Here is a 26,520-nt window from a genome sequence, read left to right as displayed (position 1 = left end):
AATAAGATTAAACAAAATTGTAATTTTACAAAAAAAAGATGTACACCATAAGCAGCAGACAGAAACTGCCCATAGGAATTGACAAGGCCTGGGAGTTCTTTTCAGATCCTAAGAACCTGAATAGTATCACCCCCGATTCCATGAACTTTCAGACGCTTTCGGGTGATGAACGAAAAATGTTTGCAGGACAGATCATTCGTTATAAAATTTCACCTTTCAGCGGGATTTCAATGGAATGGGTAACCGAGATTTCACATATTCAGGACAAAGTTTTTTTTGTAGATGAACAGCGGTTCGGTCCTTATAAATTCTGGCATCACAAACATTTTTTCAAAGAAATTGATGGCGGTGTAGAAATCGAAGATCTTGTACATTACAAATTACCATTCGGATTTATCGGGAGATTGGTTCATCCGATATTGGTTATACCAAAACTAAATGAAATTTTCAGTTTCAGAAAGCAAAAACTGAACGAACTTTTTGGGGAATTTAAACCATAAGCTATGACAATTTTCTGGTTCCGACGCGATTTACGATTAGACGACAATACAGCACTTTTTCATGCTCTAAACAGCAACGAAAAAGTGCTTCCCATTTTTATTTTTGATGAAAACATACTTTCACAATTACCGAAAGACGATGCTCGTATAACTTTCATTCACAAGCAATTGGAGAAAATTCAGAAGCAACTTAAAGTTATCGGAAAATCACTGGCCATCTTTCACGGAACGCCGGAAGACGTTTTTAAGAAACTGATTTCCGAAAACAAAATCACAACCGTCTTTACCAATCACGATTACGAACCGTATGCCCGAAAAAGGGATAAAGCAATGAATGAACTTTTCAAAGAACATGCTGTCGAATTCAAAACCTGCAAGGATCAGGTGCTATTTGAAAAAAGCGAAGTGGTTAAAGACAATGGAAGCCCGTATGTCGTGTACACTCCGTATTCGAAGAAATGGAAAGAAAATTTCAGAAAAATGAAGTTGGTACATTATCCGTCGGAAACGCTTTTGGAAAAAATAACGGCTCACTCCTACCCTTTTCTGAGTTTGAAAGACATTGGTTTTGAGAAATCACCAATTGAACCAAAACCTTTTGATATATCCAAACAACTGATTGCCAATTATGAAGAAACACGAAACTTTCCGGCTATTTCAGGAACATCCCTGTTGGGTGTTTATTTAAGATTCGGAACAATCTCTATTCGGAAGTTGATCAGCTTAGCTAAAGAATCCCGAAACGAGACCTTCCTAAACGAACTAATCTGGCGCGAGTTTTTCATGCAGATTTTATGGCATTTCCCTCATACAGTTAACCGAAGTTTCCGTGAAAAATACTATGCTATTCAATGGAGCAATGATGAAACATTGTTTCAGAAATGGTGCGAAGGAAAAACCGGTTATCCTTTTGTGGATGCGGGTATGCGCGAGCTCAATGCTACGGGACACATGCACAATCGGGTGCGCATGATCGTAGCGAGTTTCCTCTGCAAACATTTGCTGATAGACTGGCGCTGGGGTGAAACCTACTTTGCGCAAAAACTACTGGATTACGAACAGTCGAGTAACGTGGGCAACTGGCAATGGGCAGCCGGAAGCGGCGTTGATGCGGCTCCTTATTTCCGGATTTTCAACCCAACGGAACAGATTAAAAAATTCGACAAGGATTTGAAATACATTAAAAAATGGATTCCGGAACTTGAAACGTCAAAGTATCCGAAACCCATTGTAGATCATAAGGAAGCAAGGGAAAAATGCTTACGTATTTATAAAGAGGCTGTTGGTTAATTTCCTCTTTTTAGATATTATTTTTCATCTTGATATTTACTACAGCTTCAAAATCAATCTCATCAAAATGATGAATGATATAATCTGCTAACGATAAATCCTGATGTTTTGAATTTTCACTATGGTATCCGATACAGAAAATCTCTGCAGCTTTAGAAGCCTTTATTCCGCTCGTGCTGTCTTCAATCACAATACAATTCTCTTTCGGAGCTTCGGAAAGCGAGGCTGCGTGAAGGAAGATAGCCGGATCAGGTTTCGATTTTGGAAAATCTTCACCACTCACTTTATGCGTGAAATACTGATGCAAATCAAAACGATTGAAAACACGCTGAATCGTACCTTTAGAAGCAGATGAAGCCAAAATAAGCTGCATGCCGTTTTCATGAAGGTTTTTAATCAGATTGTGAACGCCTGCTATCAGTTCCAAATCGGGTTTGGTGTCGAAAGCTTCGTTGAAAAGATGGCGCTTGCGCAGAATCAAATCTTCTACTTCGTGCTCTAAACTGAACATTTCTTTGATGCGCTGAAAAACATTTCGGGTAGAATTTCCGGTGAAAGAAGCATACATTTCTTCGGTAACCTGAATTCCCAATTCGTCAAAATGTTTGAAATAAGCATATTTGTGAACCGGTTCCGTGTCGACAATCACACCGTCCATGTCGAAAATTACTGTCTTAATCATTGTAAATTGTGTTGTGAGTGCAAATATACAAAGGTGAACCACAAAAATCTGTTAACAAAAATAAAAATGGTTTCTCCTTTAGCCCTGATGGAAGCGGCATCTTTTATACCAGACAGGTTTCCTGGCTGGTATAAAAATACAGCGGACAGCAGGAATTACCATTACCGACACAAAACGACCATTCGCTCCAAAAAAATCAATCAAACTATATAGTATCCTCTCACTTATCATAGTATCCTCTCACTTATCCCTTATCCCTTATCCCTTATCCCTTGTCTCTTGTCTCTTGTCTATTTTCTATTTTCTATTTTCTATTCTCTATTCTCTTCTCCCTTTTCTCCCCAATTAAACTATTTGAATTATCTTTAGTCTTACCAACAAATCGATTTCACTTGCAGGACGAAAAAGAATTCATAGCGGACCTACTCGACCCGAAAACGCAAAACGAAGCGTTTCGAAAATTGGTGCGCGAATACCAACGTCCGTTGTACAATCATATTCGGACCATTGTTCTGAATCACGATGATACCGATGATGTGCTGCAGAATACGTTTGTGAAAGTTTTTCAGAATCTGAAGAATTTTAAAGGCGACAGTAAATTATTTTCATGGATGTATCGGATTGCAACCAACGAATCGATAACGTTTATTAACCAACGTGCCAAAAAATCAGGTATTTCCAGTGAGGAAATAAAAGATAAGATGATTAACAATTTACAAGCCGATGTGGATTATGACGGTGATGAAATTCAACTGAAACTGCAAAAAGCGATGGCGATTTTACCTGAAAAGCAACAATTGGTTTTTAAGATGAAATATTTTCAGGAGCTGAAATATGAAGACATATCCGAAATATTAGGAACTTCGGTGGGCGGATTGAAAGCTTCCTACTTTCATGCTGTTAAAAAAATTGAAGAATTTTTAAATGCAGATTAAACCTTAAGCGTTTAATTTTGTCCAATGAATACGAATATGAAAAAGTTTGATTTACATAACGACCCGAAGATTGAAACAGGATTTAAAGTCCCGGAGCATTATTTTGAGGATTTTGAAGCCCGAATAATGCAGCAACTTCCGGAGCAAGAAGTGAAAGTGATTTCCTTATGGCAACGCAGATCCGTTTGGGTTTCGAGTGTGGCCGCGGTTGCTTTATTAGCTTTCGGTCTGACCTTTTATTTTAATTATACTTCGAAAGGCAGTCTTGATGAAACTACGGTTGAAAATTACCTGGCCAGCAACATGACATCGTATGACCTGATTCAGGAATTAGATCAGAATGACATTCAGGAACTTGAAAATTCACTGGTGTTAAACGACGATGCTGTTGAAAGTTATTTATCTGAAAACGATAATGATATAGACCTCTATTTAAATGAATAAAATATGATACTTAAGAAAATTTTACCGATAGTTTTGCTGTTATTTACAGCTCTTTCTTTTGCACAACCGCACAAGGAAAAACGCGAGCAGATCAAACAATTGAAAGTGGCCTTCCTTACTACAGAATTGAGTCTGACAACCGAAGAAGCTGAAAAATTCTGGCCGATTTACAACGCTTTTGATGAAAAACAGTTTGAAATACGTCATGATAAAATGAGAGGTTTTATGAAACGTATGGATGCCGAAAGTGTAAATAAGATGAGTGAAAAAGAAGCCGCTGCGCTTTTAGCCCAAATGGAAGATACGGAAGAAAAAATGTTTCAGTTGCGTAAAAAACTCAACAGCGATTTACGTCCGATAATAGGTTCCGTAAAAATCCTGAAACTGAAAAAAGCGGAAGACGATTTCAACCGAAAACTGATTAAACAGATTAAGGAGAAGAGAAAATAGATGATAGAGAAAAGAAAATAGAAAAAGAGGCTGTTATTTGGAAACAGCCTCTTTTTTTTATTTAAACTTTATTCTGATTATTTTCTTATTCCCTGCAGCAATTGCTGTTTTAGCATCGATAAACCTGATGGTGAACAAATCCTTATAATCGGCGATTTTGTTCCAATTTTTTCCCTGATCGTACGAATAATATACACCGGAGGCACCAACGGTAACCAATTCGTTTCCATTACTACCCGGCACAAACTGAACGCAGGAACCGTAACCGTAACCTTCATTTTCCCCTATTAAACTCCAGCTTTTACCACCGTCGAGCGTAATGATTTTATTTCCGAAATTCTGATTTGGTTTTTCATAATCGCCTCCGGTTGCGAAGCCGATATTTTCGTTATAGAAATCGGCAGAGAAAATTCCGGTCATCGCACTTCCCTGAATGATTGGTGTTGCTATAACCTGCCACGATTTTCCTTTATCATCTGAATAAAAAACATTCGATTTCTTCCCACCGGAAACCATCCAGACTTTATTTCCTTGAATGTTGATATTGGTATTGCTGGCGGCGAAAAAAGCTTCGCCATCCGCTAACTTGGGTAAGTTTTTACAAGAAGTTTTCGTCCACGACAGGCCACCGTCATTTGTTGTTATCAGTGAAAAGCAATCTTCGGTTGGATCTCCCACTGCTATCCCTTCTTTATCATTCCAAAACTGCATCGCATCATAAAAAACCTTTTCGCCGTTTTCCTGATACACCAATTGCGTTTCTTTTTCATCTTTTGAAATCCGGTATAAAAGTCCGGGATTCCCAACGCTTAAAACAAAAATATTGTCTTTGGTTTGTGCTATGCTTCGAAATTCCAGTTTCAAGGTATCCTTTACGACATTACCGACGAAGTTTTTTCCACCATTCAAACTCAGGTAGCCGTAATTTCCGTTGTTTGCGGCATACCAAACTTTGTTACTATCAATACAAATGGCACGGATACTGAGTTTTTCCGATAATAAAGTATCGATTTCTACGGAAGTAAAACTCGGCTTGATTACATTTTTTGCCGCATTTGAAGTTTCCTGTTTTGGTTTTTCAGAAACCTTTTTGACGTTACAGGAAAAACACAGCAATGAAAGCAGAGCAAACAAACATTTTTTCATTTAGCGAAATTTAGAAACGCTAATTTACAAAACATTTTCCTGTTAAAGCTGCTTGTTTTTTCCGTCGAGCATGTAAATCCACAACATTCTTGAAAGTCTGAAATTAAACGTACTTAAAAGAATCGCAAGAATCCCAATTAGGATTACAATGGTCAGATAACTTTCGACAAATTGATTGACTATCAGAAAGAAAACAACCATTTCTGCAAAAACCAGTGCATAACTAACGAACATCGACCCGAAAAAGTAACCGGGCTCTTTTTCAAATTTGTGATTACAGTGCGAACAATTGGAATGCATTTTCGGTAAACGGAAAAGAAAAATATTTCCTTTAGCTGAAAAAACCTGTCCTTTTCCGCATTTCGGACATTTTTCGGTAAGTATATCTGTTAAAACTGACATAGTAATTTAATTTTAAGCAAAGTTCAGCAATATACAGGAATTGACAATAGACGAATTGCACAATATTTTGTACTTTTAGGACATAATCTTATTTACGAAACAATGAAAAGTTTTACTGTTTTAGACATACAACAATTCGAATCAAGTGAAAAAAGAAAGGAATTTTACGCAAATACGATAGAAAATCATTTGATAACGAGTCATAGAAACATTTTAAAACCGCACAAGCACAATTTTTATTTAACTGTACTTTTTACTCACGGAAGCGGAACTCATGAAATCGATTTTGTAAAATACGACATAAAACCCGGAAGTCTTTTCTTTTTGAATCCCGGGCAAATGCACCATTGGGAATTGTCAGATGATATTCAGGGGTTTATTTTTTTTCACACACAATCCTATTACGATATTCATTATACCAAGAACCGCGTAAATAATTTTCCGTTTTTTTACAGCGTTAAGAACTCGCCTGTACTCTATTTAAAACCTTCGGATTCTAGTTATTTCAAATTCCTTTTTGAACAGATTTACATTGAAAACCAATCGGACAACATACTGAAATCGAATAAAATAATTTCGCTGATTGATTTGATTTATATTGAAAGTACACGGCATTATATTCAGAAAAACGAGATGGAAGTTATTCCGCAGAATTCCTATACCACTAAATTTCAGGAATTTGAACATTTGGTAGAGCAATATTTTAAAACCGAAAAATCACCATCACAATATGCGGATTGGTTAAACATTTCTCCGAAACACCTTAACAGAATTGCGCAGAATATGATTGGAAAAACCACTACAGATATCATTCTGGATCGGGTTTTTCTGGAAGCCAAACGTGAAATCATAGCTCAGAAATTAAGTTTTAATCAGATTGCAGACCAGTTAGGCTATGAAGATTACGCCTATTTTTCGCGACTTTTCAGAAAAAAATGCGGTGAAACCCCTTCTTCTTTTATAAAAAAATACAGATAAGTCATACTACCAGATAAATTACCTATCTTTGCAGGCTTATTTTTTTACGATGAGATTACACAGAAACTTAGTATTTACAACCATTGATTCGCTGATGGCGATTTTCAATGAAGGACAATATGCCGATAAAATGGTAGCTTTTGCTTTGAAAAAAGACAAACGCTGGGGAAGCCATGACCGAAAATTTGTTGCCGAAACCATTTATGAAATCGTTCGATGGAAGCGTTTATATGCTGAAATTGCCGAAGTAAAAGAACCTTACGACAGAGACAACATCTGGAGAATGTTCGCGGTCTGGGCCGTTTTACGCGGTTATACCCTACCCGACTGGAAATATTTTGAATCGACTCCGGTTCGAAAAATCAAAGGTCGTTTTGATGAACTTTCCAAAGACCGACGTTTCCGTGAGTCTATTCCGGATTGGATGGACGAATTGGGCGTGAAGGAATTAGGCGAAGAAATCTGGACCAAAGAATTGGCTGCTCAAAACGAACAGGCGAAAGTAATTTTGCGTGTCAATACGTTGAAAACAACCAGAGAAAAGCTTCGCGCTATCTTAATGGATTTGGATATCGATACCATAACTCCCGCAGAATATCCGGACGCATTAATTTTAAAAGAAAGAGCTAATGTATTTTTAACAGACGCCTTTAAAGAAGGTTTGTTTGAAGTTCAGGATGCTTCATCTCAATTGGTAGCACGTTTCTTAGACGTAAAACCTGGAATGAGAGTTGTGGACACTTGCGCAGGCGCGGGTGGAAAAACACTACACATTGCTTCCTTAATGGAAAACAAAGGACAATTGATCGCGATGGATTTATACGAAAGCAAACTGAAACAGTTAAAACTTCGTGCGAAAAGAAATGGCGCTTTCAACATCGAACCACGTGTGATTGAAAACACGAAAGTGATTAAAAAACTTTATGAGAAAGCCGACAGAGTTCTGATTGATGCTCCATGTAGCGGTTTGGGCGTTTTAAAACGTAATCCTGACAGTAAATGGAAATTACAACCGGAATTCATCGATAACATTAAAAAAGTTCAGGCGGAAGTTTTGGAAAGTTATTCCAAAATTGTGAAGCCGGGCGGAAAGTTAGTATATGCCACTTGTTCCGTGTTACCTTCCGAAAATCAGGAGCAAATTGAGAAATTCTTAAAAACTGAAAGCGGAAAAAACTTTACTTTCGTGAAGGATGTGAAAGTCTTGGCTTCAGAATCAGGTTTTGATGGTTTTTACATGGCTTTATTAGACCGAAAACAATAAATTTCACCCCAAATGAAAAAAATCTACTCATTAGTATTGTTGTTGAGTATTTCTTATGGTTTTGCTCAAATTCCGGCAGGCTATTATAATGCGGCTACCGGAACGGGGTATACCTTAAAAACACAATTAAAGACCATTATATCTACAGGTCATATCGATCAGGGATACAATGCTCTATGGACTTTGTATACACAATCGGCCTGGAGAGATAATTATTATGAAAACAATGGTTCTTTATTAGATATCTATTCTGAAAAACCTGCCGGGGCTGACAATTACGAATACACAAGTACCAGCCAACAATGTGGGAATTATACAGCCGAAGGGAATTGCTATAATAGAGAGCATTTAGTTCCACAATCCTACTTTGATGATTTTGCCGTTGACCCGATGAAAAATGACCCTTTCCATGTTTTTCCGTCAGATGGAAAAGTTAATGGAGACAGGAATAATCTACCTTTTGGGGTCGTTGCTTCTGGAAGTTATATTTCCTCAAATGGATCTAAAAGGGGATCAAACACTATTAATGGCTATTCTAATTATAGTGGAACTGTTTTTGAACCTATAAATGAATTTAAAGGCGATATCGCAAGAGCATTCTTTTATTTTGCAACTCGATACGAGGATTCAATGGATGATTTTTACACAGCTGCAAATGGCGCAACGTGTGAAGCAAAAAACATGTTCGACGGTTCAATAAATAAAGTTTTTTCAGATAACTTCATCCTATTATTGATCAAATGGCACAGACAAGACCCGGTTTCTCCTAAGGAAATCGCACAAAACAATGCTATTTACACCTATCAGGGAAACAGAAATCCATATATTGACCACCCGGAATATATCTGCAATATTTGGGCTTCACAATGTGCAACTGTAGATTTATTGCCTACTGAATCTTTCGAAACTTTAGCAAACATTTCAATCTATCCGAACCCGACAAAAGACAACCGAATCAACATTACATCGGAAACGGAATTGAATGAAATCCAGTTGATCAACATCAACGGTCAGGTGATTAAGAATATCAAAAAACCGAACAGCGTTCAGAATACATATACTTTGGAAAACTTACCTCAAGGATTTTATTTCGTAAAATTATCTTCTTCGGATAATCAGACAACGACCAGAAAAATACTTGTGAATTAAATTCAGCTTATGAAAATCCACTTTAACAGTGGATTTTTTTTGTACCTTTCATAAGATGAAACGATTCCTGAATATCGGTATTCTACTCTCCTCATTGCTATGCTATATGGAATGGGGAAAAGATCAACATTCGTTTTTATTTGAAGTCGAATACGATCTGCTTTTTCACCAGAAAAACTTGATTGACACCATAACACATCCACTCATTTTAAGTGGTTTTACAGGTCAACTGCTGATGTTAATCTGTATTATAAAAAACAACTGTTCCAAAAGAATGAATTTCATCGGTGTGGCTCTTCTTGCCTGTATCGTACTTTTAATCTTAACAGCAGCAATTTTATCATTTAACATAAAAATGATCCTCTCCACCATGCCGTTTCTGATATTTACAACACTATTGATTTTACAACATAAAAAAAGAGAGGCATAAACCTCTCTTCTTTCTTTCTATCTAGTCGTTCATTGAAATCAGGAACTCTTCGTTGTTTCTTGTTTTCTTGAATCGGTCGTTGATGAAATCCATCGCTTCGACCGGATTCATATCCGCAAGGTATTTACGCATAATCCACATTCTCTGAATCGTATTCTCATCCAATAACAAATCATCACGACGCGTACTTGAAGAAGTAAGATCGATAGCAGGGAAAATACGTCTGTTGGCAATTTTTCTGTCCAACTGCAATTCCATGTTACCTGTTCCTTTGAATTCTTCAAAGATTACTTCGTCCATTTTCGAACCGGTTTCGGTTAAGGCCGTTGCGATGATACTTAACGAACCTCCGTTTTCAACATTACGGGCTGCTCCGAAGAAACGTTTCGGTTTTTGTAACGCATTCGCATCCACACCACCACTCAATACTTTTCCGGATGCCGGTTGAACCGTATTATAAGCTCTTGCCAGACGCGTAATCGAATCCAACAATACCACAACATCATGACCACATTCTACCAAGCGTTTTGCTTTTTCCAAAACAATATTGGCAATTTTAACGTGTTCCTGCGGCTCTCTGTCGAAAGTGGAAGCGATAACTTCTCCCCTTACACTACGCTGCATATCGGTTACCTCTTCCGGACGTTCGTCAATCAGTAATACAATTAAATATACTTCCGGATGATTCGCCGCAATGGCATTGGCAATGTCTTTCAACAACATCGTTTTACCTGTTTTCGGCTGTGCCACGATCATACCACGCTGTCCTTTTCCAATTGGCGAAAACAAATCGATAACCCGTGTGGAAATAGTGCTTTGTCTTTCTGCTAAACGGAATTTTTCAGTTGGGAAAACCGGAGTTAAATGTTCAAACGATATTCTGTCACGAACAACCTGAGGATCATGTCCGTTAATTTTCAATACCTTAACCAAAGGGAAATATTTTTCACCTTCTTTTGGCGGACGTACAACTCCTTTTACGGTATCCCCCGTTTTTAATCCGAATAAACGAATTTGAGATGTCGACAAATAAATATCATCAGGAGATGCTAAGTAATTATAATCAGAGGAACGTAAAAATCCGTAACCGTCAGGCATCATTTCCAAAACACCTTCACTTTCAATAATTCCGTCGAACTCATAATCAGGTTCTCTGAAATTTTGTTTTTTGTGTTTCTGATTCGGATTTTGGTTTTGATTCGGATTTTGGTTTCCTCCCTGATTAGGGTTTTGAGGTTTAATGGCCGGTACTTCAGCCGTAGGTTCCGACACTTCAGAAATAGCAGCTACTTCTTCAGCTTCTTTATTTTGTGCCGGTCGGATTGGGGCATTCTGATTATTTTCTTTCGTAAATCGTGGTTTTTTAATAAACTCTTTCTTTTTATTTACGAAGGGTTCACGCTTTTCTTCACTAGCTTCAGTTGGCTTTTCAGCAGCAGCTTCTTTCACTGCGGTTTCAACAACTTTCTTTTCTTCTTTGGGCGTGAATGGTTTTTTTTCGATTTGAACAGGTGCTTTCTTTTCACCTTTGATTGGCGCGATACGAGCACGTTTAGCCTTTTCCTCCTGTTGCGGTGCTTCAGGCAATGCAGGCTTAACGACCTCAGGGTTGGCCGCCTGGTAATCTAAAATCTGATAAACCAATTCGTCTTTTTTAAGATACCGGTATTTATTGATTTTAGCAATTTTAGCAATTTCTTGAAGCTCAGGAAGCTTCATTTCTTTTAACACAGAAATATCAAACATGTAGTGTATCTGAATTTAATTAAGGTAATGTGATACTAGAATTTGGGTAAGGATCTTTTTTGAATTGAAATAATCGCAGAATGAAGTACTTACGATTTTGTACTGCAATAATACGAATTTTATTTAAAAAACAATAGTATTTTAAGGAAAAAGAAACTATTTTTGTCACACAATAAACCAAAAAATGATACAAAGAATTCAAACTGTTTATCTTTTCCTTGCCTTTGTTTGCTCAGGGGTTTTACCTTTTGTTTTTCCGTTATGGAAAGATGCTGAGGGAAAAGATTTCTATTTCATGTTGGATTTGCCTTATGCTGCCATTTTCGGTTTATGTACTACACTTTCATTGGTTAGTATCTTCAGTTTCAAGAAAAGACAAAATCAGTTTGTGATGAACCGACTGAACATAATATTGAACTTTATATTACTAGGATTATTTGTGTATCGCTTACTAAGCTTATCCGGAGAAACTACGGTTTCTGAGAAGGGTATTGGGATGTTTCTTCCGATTGTTTCTATCGTCTTGTTGGTTTTAGCCAATAAAGCCATCAAAAAGGATGAAGATCTTGTAAAATCTGTAGACCGATTACGATAAACCTATCATCTTAGTTTATTAGTGCGCGGAAAATCCGAATCTTAACTGGTTCGGATTTTTTTATGCACTGAACTATCGTTAAACAGAATCAGAAAGACCAAAATTACCATTTCACTTATCACCAAAATTGGTGATACAAAATCACCGAAATTGGTGATGGTACTTTTAGAAATAAATCTTACATTTGGAAATATCAATTTTAGAGAATGTCAGAAAAAATACGCATCTACCTTGCCGACGACCATCAGATCCTTATCGACGGACTTATTGCCGTTTTAAATACCAATAAAAACTTTGAAGTGGTTGGCTATTCCCTCTCCGGAAAAAACCTTGTGGAGGAAGTTGCGGATAAAAATATCGACATCTTAATAATGGATATCAATATGCCGGCAAAAGACGGTATCGAAGTCCTCAAAGAATTTAATACCAAAGGCTTCTCTTGTAACATAATTGTTTTTTCAAGTTTCGATGATCTGAAACTCATAAAACAGGTTTTACAATTGGGCGCAAAAGGTTACCTCACCAAACAATCCGCCGGAGACGACATTATTGAAGCCATAAATTCGGTTTATGGGGGCGAAGAATTTTATTCGAAATCTGTTCGTGAGAAAATTTTCCAATCCTTTACCGAAAATACAAAACAGGTACGTAAGACAACAGGACCCGTCAATCTGGAACACATAACAGACCGTGAAATTGAAATACTGAAACTCATCTCTCTAGAATACAGCGGTAAAGAAATAAGCGATGCCTTATTCATCAGTGTGAATACCGTAGAAACACATCGTAAAAACCTTCTCAAAAAACTGAACCTTAAAACCACCATCGGATTGGTGAAATTTGCCTTGAAACACAATTTAATCAATCAATAAATTATAACCTTTAAAAAACAAATTATGGCGCTTTTAGGAAACTATGGATTTCAGTCACTCTCGGAAGACGAATTCGAATTTAATTTCGAAATTCCAACCAATTGCAATTACACGACAGATTACGATTCTGAAAAAAACATTAACACCATCAGCATTCAGTTAAATTCCGGTCAGTCACAGCCTGCCTCAACTTATAACACCGAAACGTATACCTTAAATTCTGTTAATAGTCTTTTAGATGTAGTTTTTCAGCAAACACTTAACGGAGTAACTTCAACAAAACCAAGAGTAGTTATCACAAATTAATTTGCTAAAAAAACAGCTAATACTGCTCCTTATTTCTTTCACGGCCTTTTCACAGCAAAAGACCGTGAAAGATTCTTTTGCATATTACAAAGAAAACAATCAGTTTCAGAAAGCTTTTGATTATTCGGATAAAAAAGCCGCATATTTTTTCACCAAAAAACAATATTCCAATTACATCAGACAAATTACCAACAAAACGACTTTATTAACCAATGACATTAAAGATCCTAAACGCTCTTTAAAACTAATCTATGAGTCGCTTTCAAAACTAAAGAACACTTCTGATTTTGAAAAAGTAAAATTGTATCCCGAATTGGCAAGAACCTATTTTAGATTACAGCGGTTTGACAAAGCCATTGATATTGCTCAGAAAGGAATGAAAACGGCAACTGTTTCAAAAAACGATACTGTCATTTTTCAGTTGAATTACAATATCCTGTCCGCTTACCTCTCTGTAATGGACACGCAAAATTCATATAAATACTTAGAACCAACCTTAAAAGGAGCCAAAAAAATAAAGGACAATAAAAAAATAGCGGAAGTTTATAACAATCACTTTGTGTTTTATAATTATATAAAAGAAAGAGATATCGCTAAGAAATATTTGGACTCCAGTGTTATTTATGCCGAAAAATCAAAAGATAAATACATCATCAACTCTGCCAAAAGTAATTTGGGGGTGCACTATTTAGCGGAAGAAATCGATTATAAAAAAGCAAAAGACATTTATCTGCAACTGATTGAAGAAAACAAAAATGACTCCTTGAATGAAATTCTTTCCACGTGCTATTTGAATATCTCATTGGTTTATGAAAAGTCGGGAGACCTTAAATCTGCAAATAACTATTTGAATAAATATGCAGACTATACATATTATGCCGTTCAAAATAAATTTGACAGTGAAATTGAAGGCATGCGTACCAAATATGAACTGGAAAAAGCCGAAATCAAATTCAAAGAACAGGAACAGCTGTTAAAACAAAAACAGCTTAAAAGCGAAAAGATGTTCTATCTGCTGCTGGCCCTGTTAGCCTTAGCAGGTGTTTTATTTTACTTTTTCTATCAGAATTTAAGGCTGAAACAAAAAAACAAACTGAAAGACCTTAATCACAGTGTACAGCAAAATCTTGTGAATGCTACCATAGACGGTCAGGAAGAGGAACGCAAGCGATTATCAGGAGTTTTACACGACAATATCAGTGCGCTGTTATCATCAGCAAGTTTGCATTTAATGGCGTTCGAAGCGAATCATCCGGAGATTGACGGCGAACTCAAAAAAACCAAAGCGATTATTAAAGAAGCGCATGATAAAGTGCGTGATTTATCGCATGACCTGATTCCGCCCGTATTGGAAAAATTAGGTTTAATTGCCGCTTTTGAGGATTTGTGTGAAAAGAATTCCAATTCACTGATTCATTTTCAGTTTAACAATTTTATTCAAGAGGAAATCCGTTTTCAGAATGAGTTTGAAATGAAATTGTATTTTATCGTTGCCGAATTATTCAACAACATCATAAAGCACAGCAATGCTTCGGAAGCTTTTTTAACCCTCGACAAAGACGATGATCAGCTTTCCATTACCATCGAAGACAACGGAAAAGGTTTCAATAACAAAGAAGGAAAACAAAAACAAAAAGAAGGCCTCGGACTTTCGCAGATAAAAACACGGGTTAAAAGCTTAAACGGAAATATTTCTATCAGTTCCAAAGAAAAATCCGGCGTGCTGATTTACATCAAAGTAAAGGTTCCGGAATTGAAATCAGACACGGTTTCCGATTTCCACAACGTTTAGATTCTGAATTTTATCACCGTCGATTTCAAACTGCAACATGGTTCTCACCTGATGAAAACCGTGTTTTCCTGCCGCACCCGGATTCATATGCAATAAATTCAGTTCCTTATCAAACTGTACTTTCAGGATATGCGAATGCCCACAGATGAACAGTTTCGGCGGATTTGATTTAATCTCACTGCGAATATCCTGATTGTATTTCCCCGGATAACCACCAATATGTGTAATCCAGACATCCACCCCTTCACACATAAACCGGTTGTGTAACGGAAATTCCAAACGGGCTTTAGTATCGTCGATATTGCCGTAAACAGCCCGCAAGGGTTTAATTTTCTTAATCGTGTCCGTAACAACTAAATCACCGATGTCACCTGCATGCCACACTTCATCGGCCATGCGGACATATTTTAAAATGGTTTCATCTATATGGCTGTGGGTATCGGAAAGGAGGAGGATTTTTTTCATTTGTTTTTTTGAAGGTGCTGAGGCGCTAAGGTCCTGAGGTTCTAAGGCAAATATCCTAAAAGGAATTTACTAATCGAAATAAATTCTCATCAATTACTTATGCAAAATCCTTCAAAGCTTTTGTATCTTGGAGCCTTAGCACCTTAATTTGAGTTTCTGAGTTGCTAAGGTAAACATACCATGAACAATTCACAACTTCAGAATCGAACAAATTATCTGGCAACACCATCAACATCTCTCCCTCAACACCTTAGTTCCTAAGCATCTTAGCACCTTATTTCCTTAGTACCTGTCAAAATAAAGACGGAAGCTCAATCTTACCCTTGAAACGTGCTTCCGTGTGCTTGAAACGAGCTTCCGAGTGATTGAAACGAGCTTCCGAGTGCTTGAAATGGTCTTCCGGGTGCTTCAAATACTCTTCCGTGACATCAAAATATGCTTCTGTGTCCTTAAAATATCCTTCCATATCCCTGATTCAACCTTCCACCCTCTTCCTTCTTGCCCCTTATCCCTTATCCCTTATCCCTTATCCCTTATCCCTTATCCCTTATCCCTTATCCCTTATCCCTTATCTCTTACTTCCCTCAGCACCTCAGTACCTTAGCGCCTCAGCACCTTTAAAAAGAAAATTCTTCGTAACTTTGACACTTTGTAACTTTGCTACCTTTTACACCTTGAGATATTTCATCGAATTCGCATACAACGGAAAAAACTACCACGGTTGGCAATACCAGCCACAATCAGCATCCGTACAGGAAACTTTAACCAAAGCTTTATCGCTTTTGCTGAAAAAAGAGATTGAACTTATGGGCGCAGGGCGTACCGATGCAGGTGTACATGCCAAACAAATGTATGCTCATTTTGATTATGAAGAAACGCTGGATTCTGTCTATTGGACTAAAAAACTGAATTCCTTTTTACCGAAAGACATCGTGGTATACAGATTAGTTCCACTTCACGATGACGCACATGCACGGTTTGATGCCACCAGCAGAACTTACGAATACCACATTCATACTTTTAAAGATGCCTTTGAAAACGAAGGAAGCTGGTACCATTTTCATCCGCTTGACGTGGAAAAAATGAACGAAGCCGCTAAAATTTTGTTTGATTACATCGATTTCGAGTGCTTTTCGAAAACACATTCCGATGTAAGAACGTTTAATTGCGTTATTAAAGAAGCTTTTTGGCAACAAAACGGAACAAGACTGGTGTTTACCATTACAGCTGATCGTTTTCTGAGAAACATGGTTCGGGCAATTGTGGGAACGTTAATCGGTGTCGGCATCGGAAAAATTTCCCTTGACGATTTCCGAAAAATAATTGAAAGTAAAAACAGGGGGAATGCCGGATTTTCGGTACCTGCTCATGGTTTGTATTTAACCAAAGTAATTTATCCGTATCTTCACAAACACTAATGAAAGTCATCCAATCCATATCACTCAAAAAAGTAATGCACTATGCGAAGCCCTATAAAAACAGGCTTTACATGGTTGTATTGTTTTCGATTACGCTTTCCGTTTTCGCTGCGGTTCGCCCCTATTTATTAAAACAAACGGTGGATACTTACCTAACAGAACACGATCAGGCGGGACTGTTGTACTACATCGTATTAATGGGTATTGTTTTGGTACTCGAAGTCGGTTCGCAATTTTACTTTACCTATTGGGCGAGTTGGTTGGGACAGGACATTGTGAAAGACATCCGCGAAAAGTTATTCCATCATATCACAACCTTCCGGATGAAATACTTCGACCACGAGCCGGTTGGTAAACTCGTGACCCGTTCGGTTACCGATATCGAATCCATTGCCAGTATCTTCAGTCAGGGATTGTTCATGATTGTGAGTGATTTGATGAAGATGGTCGTGGTTCTCGGAATCATGTTCTACATGAACTGGAAACTGAGTTTTATAGTCGTACTAGGGATGCCGATTTTGTTGTATGCGACACGGATTTTTCAGCAGAAAATGAAAATTGCTTTCGAGGAAGTTCGTAATCAGGTAGCCAATCTGAATACGTTTGTACAGGAGCGCGTTACCGGAATGAAAATCGTGCAGTTGTTCAACCGTGAAGAAATCGAATTGGAAAAATTCAAACAAATCAACCAGTTACACAATAAGGCTTGGTTAAAAAATATATTATACAACTCCATTTTCTTCCCTATTGCCGATATTTTATCATCGCTGACCTTAGGTTTGGTGGTTTGGTACGGAGGCTGGAACATCATGCATGGAGACACCATGACGACATTCGGGGATTTGTTTGCTTACACGATGCTTATTGGTATGCTATTCAACCCGTTACGTCAGATTGCGGATAAATTCAACGTGATGCAGATGGGGATTATCGCCGCCGAACGTGTTTTTGAGATTTTGGAACGCGAAGACCTGGTTCAGAAAAACGGAACCGAGATGGCAGGACATTTTAATGGTGAAATCAAACTGGAGAATGTACATTTCAGTTACATAGAAGGAGAAGAAGTTCTAAAAGGCATCAATCTGAATGTAAATGCAGGGGAAACCATTGCCATTGTTGGTGCTACCGGAGCCGGAAAATCAACCATTATCAATCTACTGAACCGTTTTTACGAAATCAGCGACGGACGAATTTTAATTGACGGCACCAATATTAACGATTTTGATCTGGACAGTTTGCGCCGACAAATCGCCATTGTTTTACAGGATGTTTTTCTATTCGCCGACACTATTCTGAACAACATCACCTTAAACAATCCTGCTATTTCAAGGGAAGAAGTTATAGAAGCGGCACAAAAAATTGGTGTTCACGATTTCATTATGACGTTACCCGAAGGTTATGATTATAACGTAAAGGAGCGTGGTGCCATGTTATCATCGGGACAAAGACAGCTTATTGCCTTTTTACGCGCGTATGTGAGTTATCCGAGCATTTTAATTTTGGATGAAGCTACATCGTCGATTGACACTTATTCGGAAGAACTGATTCAGAAAGCAACTGAAAAAATCACGAAAGGAAGAACTTCCATTGTGATTGCACACCGTCTGGCAACCGTTATAAATGCAGATAAAATCATTGTAATGGACAAGGGAATGATTGTGGAAGAAGGCAAACATTATGAATTAATAGGCAAACAGGAAGGTTTCTACAAAAACTTATACGAATCGCAGTTTTTATCCAATGAAATTTCATAATAGGCTTAATTTTCAGACTATAATTATATTTTCTTTGCCATAGATTTGAGAATTAGCACTGATTAATCTGTGTAAATCTGTGTAATCCGTGGCTTGAAATTTTTAGAAGCCATAATCGCCAAAGCACAAACCCCATCAGAAAGCAAAATGGATTGTAAGACTTTTCAGTTTACAGTTGCGATTTTTTACTTAATCAGTAACTTTTTTTGGGATTTACCTTTCTTAAAAAGCAAATAAATCCCTATTTTCGTACGCTGAAATTAAACCTGATATTTAATACCTTTATGCGGTGAATATCAACTTAATATAATAACACCTTAGAAAATGAAATACGATATTATTGTTTTAGGAAGTGGTCCGGGCGGATATGTAACTGCCATCAGAGCATCACAATTAGGCTTTAAAGTAGCCGTTATCGAAAAAGAAAACCTTGGCGGAATCTGCCTTAACTGGGGTTGTATTCCAACAAAAGCGTTATTAAAATCGGCTCAGGTTTTTGATTACCTAAAACATGCTTCCGATTATGGTTTAACCGTAAAGGAATTTGATAAAGACTTCAACGCTGTTATCGCACGTTCGCGCGGTGTGGCAGAAGGAATGAGCAAAGGCGTTCAGTTCTTAATGAAGAAAAATAAAATTGACGTTATTGACGGTTTCGGAAAAGTGAAACCGGGCAAAAAAGTAGACGTTACTGCTGCTGACGGAAAAGTAACCGAATATACTGCTGACCATATCATTATCGCAACCGGAGCACGTTCCCGTGAATTACCAAACTTACCACAAGACGGTAAAAAAGTAATCGGATACCGTCAGGCGATGGTATTACCGGAGCAACCAAAGAAAATGATTGTTGTAGGTTCAGGAGCTATCGGAGTGGAATTCGCACATTTCTATAACGCGATGGGAACAGAAGTTACTATCGTTGAATTCATGCCAAACGTAGTTCCGGTGGAAGACGAAGATATCTCAAAACAATTTGAGCGTTCATTGAAAAAAGCAGGAATCACTGTAATGACAAACTCTTCTGTAGAGCGTATCGATACAAGTGGAAACGGAGTGAAAGCTTTCGTTAAAACTGCTAAAGGAGAAGAAGTTTTAGAAGCAGATATTTTACTTTCTGCTGTTGGAATCAAGACCAACATCGAAAACATCGGATTAGAAGAAACAGGTATTGCTACTGATAAAGATAAAATCTTAGTAAACGATTACTACCAGACAAACATTCCGGGTTACTACGCAATTGGTGATGTAACTCCTGGACAGGCTTTAGCTCACGTAGCTTCTGCTGAAGGAATTTTGTGTGTTGAGAAAATCGCTGGTCTACACGTTGAACCGTTAGATTACGGAAACATTCCGGGTTGTACGTATGCTACTCCTGAAATCGCTTCAGTAGGTTTAACCGAAAAACAAGCAAAGGAAAAAGGATACGAACTGAAAATTGGTAAATTCCCGTTCTCTGCATCAGGAAAAGCCAAAGCTGCCGGAACTCCGGACGGATTCGTAAAAGTAATTTTCGATGCTAAATACGGAGAATGGTTAGGTTGCCACATGATTGGTGCCGGCGTTACCGATATGATTGCTGAAGCAGTTGTAGCTCGTAAACTGGAAACTACAGGTCACGAAATCTTGAAAGCAGTTCACCCTCACCCTACCATGAGTGAAGCGGTTATGGAAGCTGTAGCTGAGGCTTACGGAGAAGTAATCCACTTGTAATTTGAAATTAGAATTCAGAAATATTAAAAAACCGTCCCATGAAAATGCGACGGTTTTTTTTATTGCTTCAGCGTAATCGCTTCTCTTTGATTCTGAAAAGTAAATCATAATCTTTTTAATATGATAACATAAAAATTCATATTCCCTAAAAAACCAAACGAAATCTAACTGATTTTTTGTAATTTAGCAACTTGTAACCAACTGTTTTTTAGCGTTTTAACAAAACCATTACCCGTAGTTTCTTCGCGGATTATGGAAGTACCCCCAACCCATCTTACCTTAATCTTCATTGCTGTTTTTTGTAAAAACCGAGCCATGTACTTGTTTTAAACAAGATGAAACAGAAAACAAACAAATACCGCGCAACTAAAAAATGAAAAAACAATGCAATGAAACCAATTAAATTGATTACAATGTTACTGCTGTTCGGGGTATCTTCTGTGCTCTGTAACTCACTTTATGCCCAAGATCCCGTTATGGTGGCTCCGGACATCTACAAAAAAGTAGTTCTGGACAATGATAATGTCAGGGTAATTCAAATTGAACTAGCACCCGGACAATCCACTCCGTGGCACAGTCATCCCAATCATGTCGCCTATGCACTTACGGACGGAAAAATAGAAATCACCGACAAAGGTAAGGCTCCTGTAGCAATGGACATTAAAGCAGGAGACGCGATCTTCATTCCAGCTGTAACACACATGGCAAAGAATCTTGGTGTATCTCCAATAAAGATGGTTGTTACCGAAATAAAACATCCGGGCAACAAAAAACCGAAAACGCCGGCAGTTCCAGCCCCTAAAAAATAAAGAGTTTCGTCATGATAAAAAATCCGTTCTATTTCACAGAACGGATTTTTTCAATTTTACAACGATTAAGCTTACCGCGAATTGCCAAGAAAAAGTATTAATACGTAACTTTAAGTTTACTTTTAAAATACCGATCTTAAAAGTGAAATCCGGCCCCACAAAAACATGCAGACAACAAAAAATCAACTGATCAGAAAAAAAAAAAAACAGTATGCCAAAGTATGTAATCGAAAGGGAAATTCCCGGAGCAGGTAAACTTACCTCAGAACAATTAAAAGACATTTCCGAAACTTCTTGCGGAGTATTGAGAAAAATGGGATCTGAAATTCAATGGGTCCACAGTTATGTGACAACCGACAAAATTTATTGCGTTTATATCGCACCAAACGAAGAAATGGTTCGCGAGCATGCAAAACAGGGTGGATTTCCGGTCAATTCCGTGAGTCCGGTAGCTTCAATCATCGATCCTACAACAGCTGAGTAGTATGTTTTGCTTAAACCGTAAGCATCAAGTGTAGTTTAAAGCGTTTTAAATCTGAAGATAAATCCGTTATCGTAAAAACATAACGGATTTATCATTTGTAACTATTTGTAAATGAATAGGGATTTGCTCTCAGAAAAAGCTTATATTTGAGTAGCTTTTTATCTAAAAATGAATACATTAGATGAATACAATTTTAAAAATACCTGAACCTGTACAAACATTTTTTGCGGAAATTGGTGAACTCTCCTATTTCTCGGGTCGTTTTTTTAAAGAAGTATTCAAAAAACCCTATGAATTCAGGGAATTTCTGCGACAATGTTACAATATGGGAAACCAATCGCTGCTGTTGGTTGCCGTAACCGGATTTATCATCGGGTTGGTTTTCACACTGCAATCCCGCCCTACCCTTCAGCAATTTGGCGCTGTATCATGGATGCCTTCCATGGTTAGTATTTCTATCATCCGCGAAATAGGCCCCATCATTACAGCCTTGATTTGTGCCGGAAGAATTGGTTCGGGGATCGGCGCCGAATTAGGTTCAATGCGGGTGACCGAGCAAATTGATGCGATGGAAGTTTCAGGAACCAATCCGTTCAAATATTTAGTGGTAACCCGAATTTTGGCAACTACATTAATGCTCCCTATTCTGGTTTTCTTTGCAGATGCCATTGCCATTTATGGTTCCTTTCTCGTTGAAAACACAAAAGGAAATGTCTCCTTCTTATTGTATTACAACCTGGTTTTTAAACATTTAGAATTTAGCGATCTCATTCCATCCACTATTAAAACTTTCTTTTTTGGGTTTGCGATTGGATTAGTGGGTTGCTTTAAAGGGTATAACTGTAAAAAAGGTACTGCCGGTGTGGGAATTGCTGCAAATTCAGCAGTAGTTTACACTTCAATGCTTCTTTTTATAATAGATTTTATTGCTGTCCTTGTTACTGATATATTCTACAGCTTATAATTATGGAAGCATCAACTTCAAATAACCCCGTTATAAAAATCAAAAACCTAATGAAAAGCTATGGTGACAATAATGTATTGAATGGTTTTAATATGGAACTTTATGAAGGAGAAAATCTGGTAATTATGGGAAAATCGGGCTCAGGTAAATCGGTAATGATAAAGTGCCTTATCGGACTTGAAGAAGTTGACAGCGGTTCAATCGAGATTATGGGAAAAGATATTGTAAAACTCGAACGGGATGAAATGGATGAAATACGAACAGAAATTGGTTTTCTTTTTCAGGGAAGTGCCCTTTACGATTCGATGTCGGTCAGGGAGAATCTCGAATTTCCATTACGAAGACATCCCAAGAAGTTTGGTATTATTGAAGACACTACTCCGTTAGTGACCGAAGCTTTGCAAAGTGTAGGTTTGGAAGATGCTATTAATTTAATGCCCAGTGAATTGTCTGGGGGAATGAAACGCCGAATTGCTTTGGCCAGGACATTAATATTACAACCCAAAATAATATTATATGATGAACCAACAACCGGACTAGATCCTATCACGTCAAAAGAAATTATTATGCTGATGCAATCGGTGCAGAAAAAATACAAAACATCTTCGCTTATAATAACACATGACGTCGACTGCGCCCGTGTAATTGCAAACCGCATGATTTTATTGATAGATGGAATCAACTATATCGAAGGAACTTTTCAGGAACTTTCTTCATCAAAAGACGCTAAAGTACAGGCTTTCTTTAAATAACAGAAAAAATGGAAAAGACAAATGCACAGAAAATACAACTCGGACTATTTGTCTTGGTAGGATTAATAATCTTTATTGCCGCTGTATATTTTATTGGTAAAAAACAAAATATGTTTGGCAAAACCTCCAGCATCAGTAGCATTTTTAATAATGTAAACGGATTACAACTTGGAAATAATGTACGTTATTCCGGAATAAATGTGGGAACGGTAACAAATATTGAGATGATTAACGACACAGTGATTCGGGTGAATATGGACATAGACAATAAAATTCTCCCATACATAGATAAAGATGCTGTCGCCACAATCAGCTCTGACGGCTTAGTTGGCAATAAGATTATTAATATTCTCCCGGGAGAAAGCAACGCTCCATCAGTAAAAGAAGGAGATGTTATTAAATCCTTAAGTCGAATTCGTACCGAAGATATGATGAAAACATTAAGTGTAACAAATGAAAATGCAGCCGTACTGACTGCCAATCTGATAAAAATAACAAAAGAAATTTCCGAAGGAAAAGGAACTGTTGGCATGTTGATAAGCGATGCTGACATGGCTACCGATTTGAAAGAAACCATGATGTATCTAAAACAAACGAGTCAGGGAATTAACGAATCTGCAACAAGTTTAAACCAATTGATGGCTTCATTAAATAAAAAAGATAATGTTATTGGTGTGATTAATGATACCGCGGCTGCCAATTCAATAAAACGAATCGTAAAAAACCTTGAAAGTTCAAGCGCAAAAATTGACAAAGTCGTAGAAAACCTAAACGCGACAATTACCAATGCCAAAGAAGGAAAAGGAGCCTTAAATTATCTTTCCAATAATCCGGAACTGGTTCAGAAAATAGATTCCACCATGACCAACATCAACAAAGCAAGTATAAAACTAAACGAAAATATGGAAGCTATGAGACATAATTTCCTTTTTAAAGGTTATTTTAAAAAACAGGATAAAGAAAAGAAAGAAGCAGAAAAAAAGGAAAAGGAAAAATGATGCATTCAAAACCTAAACTGGAAAATCTCTAAATTTCAGAATAGTGATGATGAGATTCCTCCTTTGTCAGAATGACAACCTTTTTATACCGAAATCACTTTACACACTTTTTAAGGTTTCGATCAATACATCAATATCTTCTTTTGTATTGTAATGACTGAAAGAAATTCGCAGATTCGGTTTTTTAATTTCTTCATTGTCAAGAATTTCAGCTAAAACATGAGAACGTTTTACACTTCCGCTCTGACAGGCACTGCCACGGGAAACGGCAATTCCTTTCATGTCTAAATGAAACAAAAGCATGGATGCTTTTTCTTCAGACAAAGGTAAATTCACGTTCAAAATATTATAAAACGTTTCCTCACCGTTAATTTTAGACTCGGGAAAATCAATTTCCAAACGTTCAATGGCATATCTTTTTAATTCCGAAATATAAGTTCTTTCAGTATCTAAATTTTCATAAGCCAAGTCCAATGCTTTAGCCATTCCCACAATTTGGTGTACTGCTTCCGTTCCGGCGCGCAAACCTTTCTCCTGCTCCCCTCCGAAAAAAATGGGTTGTAAACCGCTGTTTTTTCTGATATACGCAAATCCTGCTCCTTTCGGACCGTGAAATTTGTGTGCGCTTGAAACCAGAAAATCTATGGGCACTTCCTGTACATCTATTTCAGTTTTCCCGATGGACTGCACGGTATCGGTATGAAATAAGGCATTATGAGCCTGACAGAGCCTGACCGCTTTTTCAAGATTCAGAACGGTTCCGATTTCGTTGTTCACATGCATTAAACTCACCAATGTTTTTTTACCCTGTGACAGCAATTCCACTAAATCGGTAAAATCAATTTCTCCATTGGATTTGATGTTCACAAAATCTACCTGAATACCGTACTCCTTCGCTAACATTTCCACCGTATGCAAAACCGCATGATGCTCTATTTTGCTTGTAATGATGCGTTCAACTTTCAAATCTCTGACACAGGAACGCAAAATCCAGTTATTCGCTTCGGTTCCGCAGGATGTAAAAATTATCTCGGAAGCGGTTGCATTAATCTGCTTTGCAATCGACTTTCGGGCCGATTCAATCAACACTTTAGCACTGCGACCGAAACTGTGGGTAGACGACGGATTTCCGAAATCTTCCAATAGTACTTTTGTCATTTCCGCCACAACTTCCGGACGAAGCGGTGTGGTGGATGCGTTATCGAGGTATATTTTTTTCATTTTAATCCGTAACTCTGTTTTCTTTCAATTTTCTGTTAAAGATAAGTTTTTCATTGAAAACTATGATGGAAATTAAAATCAGTGAATAAGAAATCATCTGAATTTCTGTCACTTCTTCCTTATAGTAAAAAACGGCTAAAAGGAAATTCAGTATCGGATTGATATACAGCATAATTCCGACCGTAGACGAATTTACTCCTTTAAGCGCATACAAATTCAGAAACAACGGAATTATCGTAAACAGCACAACAATAAAAATCAGACAGATGTAAAACAGACTTTCCACAGGCACCGGTCCGCTAAAAGACGGGAAAAAAGGTAAAATAATCAATCCGGCGGTAAGGATCTGGATATTGAGTCCGACGAATTTATCCACTTCGGTGTTTTTACGTTGTGAAATCAGGTAAAATGCATACGTTAAGGCTACAATCAGACTGTAAAAAATGTCTGCAAAACTGTTAAACGAAAGCAATACGCAGCCTGAAACACTGATTCCTACAGCAATCCATTGCCATTTACTCAATTTTTCCTTCAGAATAAGAAAGGCCAAAACGGTAGTCAGAATCGGGCAAACCAAGTAAGCGAACGAAGCGGCCTTTACGCTGATATGATTCATCACATAAATGAAAATAAACCAATTGGCCGTGAGCAGCATTCCGCCACCAACATTTACGCGAATGATTTTATTCTTATCCGATTGGGATTGTTTTTTAAAGTTGTTCCAGTCTTTCTTAAGCACGTCTCTCCTTAAAAAAAGATTGATGGCAGAGATAAGGACAACACTCAAAAAAACTCGATAAAACAAAATGTCCAATGACGGATAATTGTGAATCGGTTTTAGCGCCAGACTGAAAAAACCCCATATCACAAAAGCTGTAAATGCGGCCAGATAATATTTGTTGATTCGCATATAAAAAAAATTCGGAGCAAAGGTAAGGCATTTCCCCTGCTCCGAATTGGA

The 26,520-nt window shown here is 37.5% G+C and carries 29 protein-coding genes; 21 read left to right on the top strand and 8 right to left on the bottom strand.

From position 1 onward, the window contains the following. Window positions 1–38: 38 nt before the first annotated feature. Window positions 39–500, top strand: a complete 462-nt coding sequence (locus tag FLJC2902T_RS12670) for an SRPBCC family protein (protein WP_023580197.1) — start codon at window positions 39–41, stop codon at window positions 498–500. Between the two features lie 3 nt (window positions 501–503). Then, complete coding sequence (locus FLJC2902T_RS12665) at window positions 504–1,790, top strand: cryptochrome/photolyase family protein (RefSeq protein WP_023580196.1); 1,287 nt, start codon at window positions 504–506, stop codon at window positions 1,788–1,790. Between the two features lie 10 nt (window positions 1,791–1,800). Here FLJC2902T_RS12665 and FLJC2902T_RS12660 read toward each other — a convergent pair whose 3' ends face one another. Beyond that, window positions 1,801–2,472, bottom strand: coding sequence for an HAD family hydrolase (locus FLJC2902T_RS12660; protein WP_035678639.1), 672 nt, complete (start codon window positions 2,470–2,472; stop codon window positions 1,801–1,803). Window positions 2,473–2,864: 392 nt separating this feature from the next. On the opposite strand from FLJC2902T_RS12660, the gene FLJC2902T_RS12655 reads away from it, so the two are divergent. The 3 genes from FLJC2902T_RS12655 to FLJC2902T_RS12645 are packed head-to-tail and all read left to right on the top strand — an operon-like array spanning window position 2,865 to window position 4,301. After that, entirely contained in the window at window positions 2,865–3,407 is a 543-nt protein-coding gene (locus tag FLJC2902T_RS12655) for an RNA polymerase sigma factor (RefSeq protein WP_023580193.1), read from the top strand. Window positions 3,408–3,431: 24 nt separating this feature from the next. Continuing rightward, window positions 3,432–3,851 (top strand): hypothetical protein, encoded by a 420-nt coding sequence (locus tag FLJC2902T_RS12650; protein ID WP_023580192.1) that lies wholly within the window; start codon window positions 3,432–3,434, stop codon window positions 3,849–3,851. Between the two features lie 3 nt (window positions 3,852–3,854). Continuing rightward, on the top strand, window positions 3,855–4,301 hold the full coding sequence (locus FLJC2902T_RS12645) for a hypothetical protein (protein ID WP_023580191.1): 447 nt from the start codon (window positions 3,855–3,857) through the stop codon (window positions 4,299–4,301). Between the two features lie 57 nt (window positions 4,302–4,358). Here FLJC2902T_RS12645 and FLJC2902T_RS12640 read toward each other — a convergent pair whose 3' ends face one another. Beyond that, window positions 4,359–5,447, bottom strand: a complete 1,089-nt coding sequence (locus FLJC2902T_RS12640; RefSeq protein WP_023580190.1) for a WD40/YVTN/BNR-like repeat-containing protein — start codon at window positions 5,445–5,447, stop codon at window positions 4,359–4,361. 42 nt (window positions 5,448–5,489) lie between these two features. Continuing rightward, window positions 5,490–5,849: a DUF983 domain-containing protein gene (locus FLJC2902T_RS12635; RefSeq protein ID WP_023580189.1), complete on the bottom strand. Its 360-nt coding sequence runs from the start codon at window positions 5,847–5,849 to the stop codon at window positions 5,490–5,492. A gap of 102 nt (window positions 5,850–5,951) precedes the next feature. Here FLJC2902T_RS12635 and FLJC2902T_RS12630 point away from each other — a divergent pair, with 102 nt between their 5' ends. Genes FLJC2902T_RS12630 through FLJC2902T_RS12615 form a run of 4 tightly spaced genes read left to right on the top strand, consistent with a single transcriptional unit; the run spans window position 5,952 to window position 9,670 of the window. Further along, window positions 5,952–6,827, top strand: a complete 876-nt coding sequence (locus tag FLJC2902T_RS12630) for an AraC family transcriptional regulator (RefSeq protein ID WP_023580188.1) — start codon at window positions 5,952–5,954, stop codon at window positions 6,825–6,827. A 49-nt stretch (window positions 6,828–6,876) separates the two neighbouring features. Further along, window positions 6,877–8,091, top strand: a complete 1,215-nt coding sequence (locus tag FLJC2902T_RS12625) for an RsmB/NOP family class I SAM-dependent RNA methyltransferase (RefSeq protein ID WP_035678634.1) — start codon at window positions 6,877–6,879, stop codon at window positions 8,089–8,091. A 12-nt stretch (window positions 8,092–8,103) separates the two neighbouring features. Further along, window positions 8,104–9,240: an endonuclease gene (locus FLJC2902T_RS12620; protein WP_023580186.1), complete on the top strand. Its 1,137-nt coding sequence runs from the start codon at window positions 8,104–8,106 to the stop codon at window positions 9,238–9,240. 55 nt (window positions 9,241–9,295) lie between these two features. Then, window positions 9,296–9,670: a hypothetical protein gene (locus tag FLJC2902T_RS12615; protein WP_155958907.1), complete on the top strand. Its 375-nt coding sequence runs from the start codon at window positions 9,296–9,298 to the stop codon at window positions 9,668–9,670. Window positions 9,671–9,691: 21 nt separating this feature from the next. Here the strand turns inward: FLJC2902T_RS12615 and rho are convergent, their stop codons facing one another. Beyond that, window positions 9,692–11,416, bottom strand: coding sequence for a transcription termination factor Rho (gene rho, locus FLJC2902T_RS12610; RefSeq protein WP_035678630.1), 1,725 nt, complete (start codon window positions 11,414–11,416; stop codon window positions 9,692–9,694). A gap of 184 nt (window positions 11,417–11,600) precedes the next feature. Between rho and FLJC2902T_RS12605 the strand changes: the two genes are divergently transcribed. From FLJC2902T_RS12605 to FLJC2902T_RS15925, 4 genes are all read left to right on the top strand, one after another. Further along, complete coding sequence (locus FLJC2902T_RS12605; RefSeq protein WP_023580183.1) at window positions 11,601–12,011, top strand: DUF4293 domain-containing protein; 411 nt, start codon at window positions 11,601–11,603, stop codon at window positions 12,009–12,011. 206 nt (window positions 12,012–12,217) lie between these two features. Beyond that, on the top strand, window positions 12,218–12,883 hold the full coding sequence (locus FLJC2902T_RS12600; protein ID WP_023580182.1) for a response regulator transcription factor: 666 nt from the start codon (window positions 12,218–12,220) through the stop codon (window positions 12,881–12,883). Between the two features lie 24 nt (window positions 12,884–12,907). Beyond that, a complete protein-coding gene (locus tag FLJC2902T_RS12595) occupies window positions 12,908–13,189 on the top strand; it encodes a hypothetical protein (protein ID WP_023580181.1) in 282 nt (93 codons plus the stop codon). A 64-nt stretch (window positions 13,190–13,253) separates the two neighbouring features. Beyond that, window positions 13,254–14,981: a tetratricopeptide repeat-containing sensor histidine kinase gene (locus FLJC2902T_RS15925; RefSeq protein ID WP_023580180.1), complete on the top strand. Its 1,728-nt coding sequence runs from the start codon at window positions 13,254–13,256 to the stop codon at window positions 14,979–14,981. Here FLJC2902T_RS15925 and FLJC2902T_RS12585 read toward each other — a convergent pair. After that, a complete protein-coding gene (locus FLJC2902T_RS12585) occupies window positions 14,949–15,446 on the bottom strand; it encodes a metallophosphoesterase family protein (RefSeq protein WP_023580179.1) in 498 nt (165 codons plus the stop codon). The genes FLJC2902T_RS15925 and FLJC2902T_RS12585 overlap by 33 nt on opposite strands. Before the next feature lie 674 nt (window positions 15,447–16,120). Here FLJC2902T_RS12585 and truA point away from each other — a divergent pair. The 3 genes from truA to lpdA all read left to right on the top strand — a co-directional run bounded on the left by truA (window position 16,121) and on the right by lpdA (window position 20,331). Next, the gene (gene truA / locus FLJC2902T_RS12580; RefSeq protein ID WP_035678628.1) at window positions 16,121–16,864 is read left to right on the top strand and encodes a tRNA pseudouridine(38-40) synthase TruA; all 744 of its coding nucleotides are present in this window, start codon (window positions 16,121–16,123) and stop codon (window positions 16,862–16,864) included. Next, on the top strand, window positions 16,864–18,618 hold the full coding sequence (locus tag FLJC2902T_RS12575) for an ABC transporter ATP-binding protein (protein ID WP_035678626.1): 1,755 nt from the start codon (window positions 16,864–16,866) through the stop codon (window positions 18,616–18,618). Before truA ends, FLJC2902T_RS12575 begins: the two co-directional genes overlap by 1 nt. Window positions 18,619–18,942: 324 nt before the next feature. Next, window positions 18,943–20,331 (top strand): dihydrolipoyl dehydrogenase, encoded by a 1,389-nt coding sequence (lpdA, locus tag FLJC2902T_RS12570; protein ID WP_023580174.1) that lies wholly within the window; start codon window positions 18,943–18,945, stop codon window positions 20,329–20,331. A 164-nt stretch (window positions 20,332–20,495) separates the two neighbouring features. Here lpdA and FLJC2902T_RS16565 read toward each other — a convergent pair whose 3' ends face one another. Then, window positions 20,496–20,621, bottom strand: coding sequence for a hypothetical protein (locus FLJC2902T_RS16565; protein WP_262487996.1), 126 nt, complete (start codon window positions 20,619–20,621; stop codon window positions 20,496–20,498). Between the two features lie 123 nt (window positions 20,622–20,744). Here FLJC2902T_RS16565 and FLJC2902T_RS15920 point away from each other — a divergent pair, with 123 nt between their 5' ends. The 5 genes from FLJC2902T_RS15920 (at window position 20,745) to FLJC2902T_RS12545 (ending at window position 24,338) form a co-directional block, all read left to right on the top strand. Then, a complete protein-coding gene (locus FLJC2902T_RS15920) occupies window positions 20,745–21,140 on the top strand; it encodes a cupin domain-containing protein (protein ID WP_162147689.1) in 396 nt (131 codons plus the stop codon). Window positions 21,141–21,351: 211 nt separating this feature from the next. Further along, window positions 21,352–21,624 (top strand): DUF4242 domain-containing protein, encoded by a 273-nt coding sequence (locus FLJC2902T_RS12560; protein ID WP_023580171.1) that lies wholly within the window; start codon window positions 21,352–21,354, stop codon window positions 21,622–21,624. Window positions 21,625–21,805: 181 nt separating this feature from the next. Continuing rightward, window positions 21,806–22,588, top strand: a complete 783-nt coding sequence (locus tag FLJC2902T_RS12555) for an MlaE family ABC transporter permease (protein WP_023580170.1) — start codon at window positions 21,806–21,808, stop codon at window positions 22,586–22,588. A 2-nt stretch (window positions 22,589–22,590) separates the two neighbouring features. Beyond that, a complete protein-coding gene (locus FLJC2902T_RS12550) occupies window positions 22,591–23,340 on the top strand; it encodes an ABC transporter ATP-binding protein (RefSeq protein WP_023580169.1) in 750 nt (249 codons plus the stop codon). Between the two features lie 8 nt (window positions 23,341–23,348). Continuing rightward, window positions 23,349–24,338 carry an MlaD family protein gene (locus FLJC2902T_RS12545; RefSeq protein ID WP_023580168.1) on the top strand — a complete coding sequence of 330 codons (990 nt, stop codon included), beginning with the start codon at window positions 23,349–23,351 and terminating at the stop codon, window positions 24,336–24,338. A 99-nt stretch (window positions 24,339–24,437) separates the two neighbouring features. Here the strand turns inward: FLJC2902T_RS12545 and FLJC2902T_RS12540 are convergent, their stop codons facing one another. Continuing rightward, window positions 24,438–25,559, bottom strand: a complete 1,122-nt coding sequence (locus FLJC2902T_RS12540; RefSeq protein WP_023580167.1) for a cysteine desulfurase family protein — start codon at window positions 25,557–25,559, stop codon at window positions 24,438–24,440. Between the two features lies 1 nt (window position 25,560). Next, window positions 25,561–26,469, bottom strand: coding sequence for an EamA family transporter (locus tag FLJC2902T_RS12535; RefSeq protein WP_023580166.1), 909 nt, complete (start codon window positions 26,467–26,469; stop codon window positions 25,561–25,563). Window positions 26,470–26,520 lie beyond the last annotated feature (51 nt).

Source organism: Flavobacterium limnosediminis JC2902 (assembly GCF_000498535.1).
Classification (GTDB): Bacteria; Bacteroidota; Bacteroidia; order Flavobacteriales; family Flavobacteriaceae; genus Flavobacterium; species Flavobacterium limnosediminis.
Note: the sequence above shows the minus strand (reverse complement) of the source record. Positions and strands in the feature narration are given on the sequence as shown.